We start from the raw sequence: 7,563 nt of genomic DNA, 5'->3' as shown, positions 1-7,563 counted from the left end.
AACGAGCCCAAGATCAAACGAATAGAAACCAAATGATAGCAGCCATTAGGGTAATCGTTTCTTCTTGTTGAAGTAACGGGGCAGGATTATTCAATAACAAGTTGTAGTAATAAGAGGGGATTTCATTAAAAAGGGGGAGTAGCGATTTGAAAAATTTAATTTTCATTTCCATTATTGTGATAACGGTCTTGCTTACCGCATGTAGTAACGAAGAAGTTGTGAATGACAGATACACCTTTATAGGGGAAGGTGCGTATTGGGAAGCTGAATATGTTTTTGAGAGTGAAGAAACACAGAAGGATAAAAATGGAAGGACGGCATATTCTACAATCAATAGCGATGTATTTACACTCTCCTACAAAGGGGACGTTGAAGAGATGCAAACAATAGAAAAAATAGAATATAACTATAAAACATCAGCTGGAGAGGGTAGTGGAAGCAGAGAGTTTGATGAACCACCCACTGACATTACATTAAGGTCAAATAGTAGTGATAATGGAGCTAAAGTATATGAGGATGAAATCATACCCGTTATTGTGAAATGGGATGGTTTAGAAGAAACCTTTGAGTTATTAAATAAATCAGAATAAACAAAATCTTATTAAAGTAACGGGTGCATTCCTTCAATAAGGGATGCTTTTTCTTTGTCAATATTAAAGGAAATTAATGTTAAACTAAAGGAGCAGAAGAGTTTAACAAGGGGGTACTTATGAGTTGTGAAAGTGTATTACACCAAATTGAAGTAGCGTTAAAAACAATAATCGAAATAATAGATAATTTAGAGGAAGAAGACCTACAAAAAAGACCGACACCTAAAAAGCATTCTATCGGGGAACTATTAGAACATATAGCATTAATATGTAAAGCAGATTGGCATATTTCAAAAGAAGCAACACAAGAAGAAATGCAAAGTTTTTATGCAGAAGTATCATATAAAACCTTAGATTCACTTAAAGATGGTTTACTGTCCAATTTTTATATATTAAAAAACAATTATTTGAATTTATCCGAGGAAGAACTCATCTCTCAAACTACTTCATATTGGGGACTAACTTATACGAAGTATGAATGGTTATTAGAGATATTAGCACACGTCTATCATCATAGAGGGCAATTACATGCTATGCTTGTCCACTGTTATAACAAGGACCCTAAAATCTTAATGTTTGAATAATGCTTCTTCCATTAACGGGTGCATTCCTTCAACAAGGAATGCTTTTTCTATGTCAAATAAAAGGAAATTAATGTTAAACTAAAGAGACAGTTTAGCACATGAAGCGGTCGCTTATCTTTTTTTCGGAGGATAGTCAAAAGCTAAAGAATATTTAATAAAGTGAGGTATAGTACAATGGAACATAACGCCTTTAACATTTCGTTAATCCTTCTTATATTAAATTTATTTATGTATCCTGTTTTGTCGATTTGGAAACTTAGTACATTCACCGCTGTTAGTTTAGTTGCTACTGTAGGAATATTGGGGATTTCCTTATGTGTTTTAGGATATAAAAAGACTCAAGGTCTTTCACAATCCATCTACAAAAGATTGATTATTTTACACTTGGGGATAATGTTTATTCCATTATGGATATATCTTTATGGTTATTTAGTTTTTAACTAATTCTCTAAAAAATTTCAATTATGAACACTTGAAGTGTTTTGTATCTAATCATGGAAAGGAAAGATGGTCTTTATGAAGTCTAAAAAAATTCCAATTTTAATTATCTTTATTTTTGTCTTAGGCGGCATTTTAAGCTATCTCTATTTTATGAAAGTATTTATTCCAAATATGATGTGATTGTTGCATTTTACTCTTTCTGTTAAGCATTAGTGAAATTTTTTTTCCTAATGGGAGCGTTCCTTCAACAAGGGATGCTTTTTTCTATGTCAAGGGAAGGAAATAAATGTTAAACTGAAGGGGCAGATTATTGTAAGAACACATGAAGTTTGATGAATGGATGTAAAAAAATATCTATTCTTTATACCATTTTAAAAGTAACTTCCAAGCATGTAGTGTTATTACATTCTGTTGGTATCCTTTGTTAAAAGGAGGAATCTAAATATGGAGTTAATCTTTATTAGGCACGGAGAAGGAGAGCACACCCTAAATATACCCAACAGTTTACAAACCTCTGACCCCATACTTACTGATGAAGGGATTAATCAAGCTAAATTGCTTAGAACACAATTCCCGTTGTCAAAAGAGGATATTTTAGTTATTAGTCCTTTGAGAAGAGCTTTGCTAACGGCTCACTACTGGAGTATGGGAATTAATTGCAAAAAAACTGTAAACCCATTAGTATCTCCCAGGATATTTCCTCAAGTTTCTGAGGGAAGAACATTACCTTGTGATAGATTATTAGATAGGCAAAAAATATCCGTCGATTTTCCAAATATACAAATTGAAGAAGAGTTGCCTGAAGAACTTTGGGCTAATGGAATAAACATATTACCCCAAGAAAACTTTAATCAATTGGCTAAACAATTTCTTGAGTGGTGTAAACAGCAAGAAACTCCAAAAATCTATATTATTTCTCACGATGGAACAATCACATCTTATAGACAGTTTATTACAGGAGATAAACTAACAAGAGACGATTTTCCGAAAGATACGGGATGGTTTAATCTCAAGTTCTAAATGTTAAAGTAGAAAAATGTCAAGAATTCTTCTTCAACTAATGGGTGCATTCCTTCAACAAGGGATGCTTTTTTCTTTATCAACAAAAAGGAAATTAATGTTAAACTAAAGGAGCAGTAGAGTGGAATAAGCCAAATATACTTTTGAAACCAAATAATATATTGATCGTATCATTATCTAGAGGTGATAAAATGTATTTTTCTTCAAAAACAGACTTATGGATGTCAATTATAATTTGGTTGTCCGCATTTCTTTTAATTGTTCCACCAGTTTTCTATCCTGATTTTGGAGTTTGGATGACCCCTGAACTCTTAAACAAGCAATGGATTAAAATTGTTGTCTTATTTCCAATTGGGTTCTGTCTACTGTGGGTTTGGTTTAAGACTGGATATACCATCGAAAACAACTTTATTAAAATAAAATACGGTCCTTTTAAAAAGTATATAAGGATTGATGAAATTAACAGTATTAGGAAAACTAAAAATCCATTTACAGCTCCTGCACTTTCTATGTATAGGATCGAAATTAATTACGGAAAATATGATACAATTCAGCTCTCCCCTAAAGAATTAAATTTATTTGTAGATGAATTACAAAAAAGGAATTCTCGTATTCAAATTAAAAACCACTAAAAGAATCTCTTTTTCATAAATCAACTTACTGCATTAACGGAGAGCGTTAGTTGAACAAGAAAGGGCATAACATATTAGTCATATAAAATATGTTATGCCCTTCAATTTATTTACTTTTTTAAATTTAGGTCTTGATAACCCGTAAGGGTGGTCAGTGGTGGGAGTAGTTCACGGATGCGTCATTTTTCTTTTGTAAGTATTTATTCAATGTAAAAAGATAATGACTTAAGAAATTTGTCGAAAACTATTGGACTATTTCTAAAATATTGCTATAATGTGACTGATTAGTAAAAAAGTTATAGGCTTAATGAATGATGAAGGATAGAACCTGTTACTTATTATCTCAACTTTCGCACCTATAAAAGTTCGATAAGTTCAGCCAGCAGTAGTTGCTGACACCTTTAAAATACTAACATTGACACAAAAAATTGCATGAAAAAACACCCATCCGTTTGGTATAGTTGATTTGACTAGAATCACATAACCATACAGAAGAGGTGTCCTCTATATGATAGCGAATCATGACCAAACGAAGCAACTACCAAATGAATTAAAATCTACATTTAAAGAACTAAACGTCTTGAAACATCTTAGAAAAGCTGGGATTACCAAATCACTTGGCTTTACTTGTGCTTATTTATTTCAGCTTATTTTCTGTTTGATTTTCGAAAACAAAAACTGGTTTCGTACACACGAAAGCAAGAAGTCGACGGATATTCCAGCTAAAGATGCGGTTTACCGTTTCTTAAATCGCTCCACTTATTCATGGAGAAGATTTCTCCTTCTCCTCAGCTCAGACTCCATTGAAAAAGTGAGTAACCTGACAAATCATGAGCGTATAAAAGTACTGATTATTGATGACTCTTCCTATGACAAAAATCGAAGTAAATCGGTTGAATTACTTGCGCGTTGCTTTGACCATGCGTCTCAAAAAATGCGTTTTTACAAGGGTTTTCGTATGCTTACAATGGGTTGGTCTGATGGTACAACGTTTATGCCTGTAGACTTTTCTTTATTGAGCTCAAAAAACAGTATCATAAATGGAATGTCAGACCAAATTGATAAACGCAGTTCTGGTTATAAGCGACGTCTAGAAGCTTTACAATCCGCACCTGAACAAATTCCAACGATGATTCAGCGTGCCATGAACACGGGGATTGAAGCCTCTTATGTGCTGATGGATACTTGGTTTACACATCAACCGCTTATGAAAGAGATCAAAGACCAAGGTCTAGATGTCATTGGCATGGTGAAAAACTTAAAGCAACGCTATCTTAACAATGATAAAAAGGTTAGTTTGAAAGAGCTTTATCAGTTAGCTTCACCTATTCAGGAAAAGAAAGGGATTCTTCGTTCTATCCAAACGACGCAAGCTAATGGAATTCCTGTCAAAATTGTCTTTGTACGTAATCGTAATAAAAAGAGCGAATGGTTAGCTATTTTAAGTACAGATTGCACATTAAGTGAACAAGATATCATTGGTATTTACGGAATTCGTTGGGACATTGAAGTCTTTTTCAAAACAACAAAGTCATTATTAAAGCTACAAAAGGAGTTTCAAGGTCGTTCTTATGACTCCTTGATTTGTCATACCACGATTGTCTTTACTAGATACATTGTACTCTCTTGGCAGAACCGTTGCAGCACAGATCAAAGAACATTAGGGGGTCTGTTCTATGAACTATGTGATGAAATCAGTGACCTCGATTGGGCTGTTGCACTTGGGCAGCTACTTGAGCTTCTTCAAGATGTCCTAAAAGAAAGCAACAAAAAAATTCAAAAGTTAATTCAAAGTCAACTACAACACTGGATTGCGGGCTTACCTAATTACATCAAGGTCTACCTGCCTATTTCAGTGTGCGAAAGTTGAGTTATTATCATTAACCTATAAAAAATTGGGAAAATGGATATTAGGCAGCAAACTTGCTATAAATCTAAAGCGCTTCCTTTTCTAAACCATTTAGAGAAGAAAGTGTTTTTTTTGTGCCTTATATAAAATGGATCATTATAAGCAGGGAAAGGGTGAAAAAAAGTACTGCAACATAACCACAAATCAACTTATATTATATTTATTCCAGGAGGGAAAGTAGAATTGAGAACGTTTAATAATCTTAAAATTGGAACGAAAATTAATCTCCTTGTTATGAGTATCCTGATAGTATTTTCCGTTGTACTTGGCTTTGTCGTACAAAATTTAGTAGTAACCGGAGTCAAAGAAAGTGCTATTGAAAAAGCTCGATCTGATCTTAATTTGGGCTTTCGTGCTTTAGAAGAAAGATACCCTGGTGATTGGGAGATTAGAAATAACCAATTATATAAAGGGAATGTTCTAGTTAACGAAAATATTGAAATGGTGGATTATATAGCCGATATGACGGGTGGGTCCGTTACGATCTTCCAAGGTGATACACGTATCACCACTAATGTAGTGGTTGACGGTAACAGAGCAGTCGGAACACAAGCATCAGATATGATTAGTCAAACCGTATTGCAAGAAGGAAAAACATTTTTTGGTGAAGCTGATGTTGCAGGTACACTGAATCAAACAGCCTATCAACCTATTCACAATCCGAACGGGGAAGCCATCGGAATGTGGTTTGTTGGTGTATCGGAACAATTTATTGACGACACTGTAGGAACTATTTTTAATGGATTGCTTGTCGTTTTGGTTATTGGTATTGGGATAGCTAGTACTGTCGTTTTTTTGTTTGCACATCAAATGAAGAAGAGGTTAAACCTTTTAGGGGATGCATTAGAAAAAGCTGGTCAAGGCGACTTCACTACGCATGTATCCGATCAGTCAAAGGATGAAATTGGTCAGTTAACAAACAGCTATAATCTCATGAAGAATAACCTTAATACTTTGATTAAACATGTAGTGGAAACCTCAGAACAAGTAGCAGCTTCATCAGAAGAGTTAACAGCTGGAGCAGAAGAAACCAGTAGGGCAACGGATCAAATTTCTGAATCAATTCAAGCCATAGCTTCTGGTTCGGAAAACCAAGTAAATACGACGATGCAAGCAAATCAATCATCTGTTACTATTTCAGATTCGATGCAAGCTATTAAATCCAGTGTTAAAACGGTAACCCATTCTTCAACGTCTGCTAAGGAAAAATCAGAAACCGGTATTAATGTTATTCAACAAGCAATTTCTCAAATGAATCTAATTGAAGATAAGACAGAAGATATAGCTACCATTGTTCAAGAACTCGGAACAAAATCAAGTGAAATTGGAAATATTATCACCATTATTACGACTGTTGCTGAGCAAACCAATTTGTTGGCATTGAATGCTGCAATTGAAGCAGCAAGAGCTGGAGCGCACGGAAAGGGATTTGCTGTTGTTGCCGATGAAGTACGAAAATTAGCAGAACAATCTAGTGGTTCAGCCAGTCAAATTAGGAATTTGATTCAGGATATTCAGCAACAAATTGATAAATCTGTAGTATCAATGGACGATACAAAGGAAGCTGTAAAAGAGGGGATTACAATTGTTGGTTCAGCAGGAAATGAATTTGAAGGTATTTCTACCTCGATTAATGATGTAACAAACCAAATTGAAGAAGTCTCCAACTCAGTCCAACAGATAACCGATCAAATGAAAACGATGGTAACGTTTATTGACGATGCTTCTAACACGGCTGAAGGATCTGCATCATATTCACAAGAGGTAGCTGCAGCTGCAGAAGAACAAAACGCGTCAATGGAAGAAATCACTGCGGCAGCAACTACACTTTCTGAAATGGCAGAAAGTCTACAAGAAGCGGTTAAGAAGTTTAAATTGTAAATAGCCCAGTAACTAAGTGCAACCTGTATATGCTAAAATGAGAAGAAATTTAGAATCAAAAGAAAGCGATGAGATCACTAAATTAAATGAATACTAACGGGTGCTTTTGTTAAAGAACGTTTTCAGAAATGTAGTTATTTTTTATAAAAGGAAGATAATTAATCAGTAACGAGTTTCAAAATCAATTGTACACCAAGTAAAAGAGACAACCTTAAACTGTTATCTTCAGGCAGTTGAGAAAGTCTTCTCAACTGCCTATTTTTATACTTTAAACCAATTATCCAGATAGATATAATATATAAAAAAAGTGCTGAGGTGATGCCATTGTTACGTCCGATTCGCGGGAAACAAATTGAATTAGAAATGGTATCTATTGATCAGCTGGTTCCTGAAGGTCATCTATTACGGAAAATTGATGCGTCGATGGATTTTAATTTTATCTATGACCGGGTGAAGTCTTTTTATTCCCAAGATAATGGGCGTCCTCCCATTGACCCTGTCATACT

Annotated in this window: 7 protein-coding genes; all 7 read left to right on the top strand. The window is 34.5% G+C overall.

What is annotated here, in order from left to right; translation table 11 throughout:
- Positions 1–146 precede the first annotated feature (146 nt).
- Positions 147–590 carry a hypothetical protein gene (locus A33I_RS19235; protein WP_022629941.1) on the top strand — a complete coding sequence of 148 codons (444 nt, stop codon included), beginning with the start codon at positions 147–149 and terminating at the stop codon, positions 588–590.
- 119 nt (positions 591–709) lie between these two features.
- On the top strand, positions 710–1,174 hold the full coding sequence (locus A33I_RS19230; protein ID WP_022629940.1) for a DinB family protein: 465 nt from the start codon (positions 710–712) through the stop codon (positions 1,172–1,174).
- 885 nt (positions 1,175–2,059) lie between these two features.
- Positions 2,060–2,635: a histidine phosphatase family protein gene (locus A33I_RS19225; protein ID WP_022629938.1), complete on the top strand. Its 576-nt coding sequence runs from the start codon at positions 2,060–2,062 to the stop codon at positions 2,633–2,635.
- A 191-nt stretch (positions 2,636–2,826) separates the two neighbouring features.
- The gene (locus A33I_RS19220) at positions 2,827–3,267 is read left to right on the top strand and encodes a PH domain-containing protein (protein WP_022629937.1); all 441 of its coding nucleotides are present in this window, start codon (positions 2,827–2,829) and stop codon (positions 3,265–3,267) included.
- 508 nt (positions 3,268–3,775) lie between these two features.
- Positions 3,776–5,137 (top strand): IS4 family transposase, encoded by a 1,362-nt coding sequence (locus A33I_RS19215; protein ID WP_022629936.1) that lies wholly within the window; start codon positions 3,776–3,778, stop codon positions 5,135–5,137.
- 222 nt (positions 5,138–5,359) lie between these two features.
- Positions 5,360–7,057, top strand: coding sequence for a methyl-accepting chemotaxis protein (locus tag A33I_RS19210; protein ID WP_022629935.1), 1,698 nt, complete (start codon positions 5,360–5,362; stop codon positions 7,055–7,057).
- A 318-nt stretch (positions 7,058–7,375) separates the two neighbouring features.
- On the top strand, positions 7,376–7,563 hold a 188-nt coding region (locus A33I_RS19205), incomplete at its 3' end, for a transposase (RefSeq protein ID WP_476499103.1).

Origin of the sequence: Alkalihalophilus marmarensis DSM 21297 (assembly GCF_000474275.2) — a bacterium.
Taxonomy (GTDB): domain Bacteria; phylum Bacillota; class Bacilli; order Bacillales; family Bacillaceae_D; genus Alkalihalophilus; species Alkalihalophilus marmarensis.
This window is presented reverse-complemented; position numbering and strand designations above follow the sequence as displayed.